Source organism: Marinobacter sp. L-13 (assembly GCF_056857715.1).
Window position 1 is genome coordinate 1 of record NZ_JBSXNQ010000002.1, and the last position, 2,217, is coordinate 2,217.

Here is a 2,217-nt window from a genome sequence, read left to right on the forward strand (position 1 = left end):
CGGTGGCAGCAACGGCATGCGCGAGATCAACTTTTTTGACTGAGCCACCTCCAGGGCTTCCCGGAGTATTTCAGCTTCCATCGTCTTACGGCCTAACATCCGCTCCAGCTCCCGAACCTTCTTGTTCAGGGCTTTCACCTCGGATGCGCTTACAACCTCATCACCGGATTCAATCGCGGACATGCCACCGTCTTTCATCAGCTTCTTCCAACGGAACAACAGACTTGCTGATATACCATGACGCCGGGCTACAAGCGATACCGACATGCCTGGCTGCTCACACTCTGCAACCATGAATGCTTTCTCCTGCGCGGAATACCGGCGACGGCGCTGCACTCCGGTTATGACTTCGATTCTCTCCACCTTGGACACTCCTTTGCACTAGGTCTATGCCTAGGCCTTTGCTTCTACCAAGGTGTCCGGTTTAAATGGGGGCTACTACAGCATATCCGTGCCGGATCTTGAACAAGCCGTAAAGTTCTACACGGAGGTTATGGGTTGGTATTTGATTATGGAACCAACCGAGATCGAGGAAGACGACAGCGCCATTGGAGAAATGTGCACAGACGTATTTGGCGCGGGCTGGGGCAAGTTCCGTATCGCTCACTTATCGACAGGCGATCGGATTGGTGTGGAGCTTTTCCAGTTTAAGAACCAGACCAACCCGGAAGACAATTTCGAGTATTGGAAAACAGGGGTTTTTCATTTCTGCGTTCAAGACCCGAACGTAGAGGAACTGGCAGAGCGGATTGTGGCCGCAGGTGGCAAAAAGCGCATGGAGAAACCGCGCTACTATTACCCCGGCGAGAAGCCCTACCGCATGATTTATATGGAAGACCCGTTCGGAAACATCCTGGAAATCTATAGCCACAGCTATGAATTGATCTACAGTGCGGGCGCCTACCAATAAGCGCCAAGACAGTTTCAGGGGGCTTTCTGCTACGGGAAGTCTCCTTGATTTAACGCTTGGCTTTGCTATGAAGCGAAGCGGAGACATAGGCATCCGAGTGCCGCGCCTGGTTAGCTGTTCCCAAGCATGTACGCCCGAAGCTGTCGCTCCTCTCGCATGACATAGAGAATGAGAACTCGCTTATCATCCTCACGATAAAAAATGCGACACGGCGGAACCACTACCTCCCTGTATACTGAATTAGGGAGTTCTGGAGGAATCCGTCCGGATTGGGGAAAATCTTCCAAACGCTCGGTCTTATCGAAAACATCCTGGACCAGGTGACTTGCGGCTGCAGGATTATCAAGAACAATGTACTCGGCGATGGCATCCAGTTCTTGAAGGGCGGGCTCCGTCCAGATTACTTCAGCCATTTACTCATTTTCTCCCTGGCCTCACTCTGGCTGTACGTTCTTCCCTCAAGTACAGCACGCTCTCCCCGTGAGAGCCCCTCAAGCAGCTCAAGTCGACGCTGCATAAACTCATAATCCTGCACATCAACAAGGTATGCGGATGGCTGACCATGCTCCGTGATCAGTATCGGCTCCTTAGACGAGTGCAAATCTGCAAGAATCTTTGTGGCTTGGCGCTTAAGGTTCGTAACAAGCTCAACTTTCATGGGCTAACCCTGATCCAAATTTATAGTGATACTATAGTATCACTTTTCGGGTGAGGCAATCACAGCTAATCGGGATAGGGAGGCACCTCACGATGCCCCTCCTCCCACATCACCGGGCATACGGATCACGTACCACGGCGATTCAGTGACTTGACTCAACCCGTTACCGCACTGCCAGTTCCGGCAGTCCATAGCTCCGAAACAACCGGGCCGGTAAGGCTTGCCGCAGTGCCGGCGAATGACTCAGCCGCCACGGGCCGTGGGCTGATTTCGCAGTGTTCCAGGCCAATTTGACCGAGACGCCCCGCTTTCTCAGCTCACGATACCCCTTTCGGCCCCATTGCTTCCACACGTAACTTCTCATTCTCCGCCGTATCCACTTGTCCAGGTCCCGCAGCGGGCTCAGTACTTCGGCTGCGTCGAAGTACGCTTTCCAACCAAGCAGGGTGTCTTTTAAGTCTGCGATCACCCGGGCTAATGAGTGGCCCCGTGTTCGGCGGCTCAGTATCCGGATCTGGGTTTTCAGCTTGGTGATGGCTTTGTCAGCCACTTTCAATCGCTGCCCTTTCCGGCTGAGGGTGAAGCCCAGGAAGCTGCGCTTCCAGGGCCGGTCTACCGCGCTCTTTCGTGTATTCACTGTGAGCCTCAG

4 protein-coding genes and 1 pseudogene are annotated in these 2,217 nt (G+C 53.5%); 1 reads left to right on the forward strand and 4 read right to left on the reverse strand.

Annotated features, from left to right (window positions below):
- Window positions 1–363 (reverse strand): annotated as a pseudogene (locus AC13DD_RS00020) (transposase); the annotation flags it as partial.
- Between the two features lie 52 nt (window positions 364–415).
- Here AC13DD_RS00020 and AC13DD_RS00025 point away from each other — a divergent pair.
- Window positions 416–910 (forward strand): lactoylglutathione lyase family protein, encoded by a 495-nt coding sequence (locus tag AC13DD_RS00025; RefSeq protein ID WP_482930646.1) that lies wholly within the window; start codon window positions 416–418, stop codon window positions 908–910.
- A gap of 110 nt (window positions 911–1,020) precedes the next feature.
- Here the strand turns inward: AC13DD_RS00025 and AC13DD_RS00030 are convergent, their stop codons facing one another.
- From AC13DD_RS00030 to AC13DD_RS00040, 3 genes are all read right to left on the reverse strand, one after another.
- Window positions 1,021–1,323: a type II toxin-antitoxin system RelE/ParE family toxin gene (locus tag AC13DD_RS00030; RefSeq protein WP_008170662.1), complete on the reverse strand. Its 303-nt coding sequence runs from the start codon at window positions 1,321–1,323 to the stop codon at window positions 1,021–1,023.
- The gene (locus AC13DD_RS00035; protein WP_008170664.1) at window positions 1,311–1,568 is read right to left on the reverse strand and encodes a type II toxin-antitoxin system Phd/YefM family antitoxin; all 258 of its coding nucleotides are present in this window, start codon (window positions 1,566–1,568) and stop codon (window positions 1,311–1,313) included. Before AC13DD_RS00035 ends, AC13DD_RS00030 begins: the two co-directional genes overlap by 13 nt.
- 163 nt (window positions 1,569–1,731) lie before the next feature.
- A partial coding sequence (locus AC13DD_RS00040; RefSeq protein ID WP_482930647.1) for a group II intron maturase-specific domain-containing protein occupies window positions 1,732–2,217 on the reverse strand: 486 nt, incomplete at its 5' end.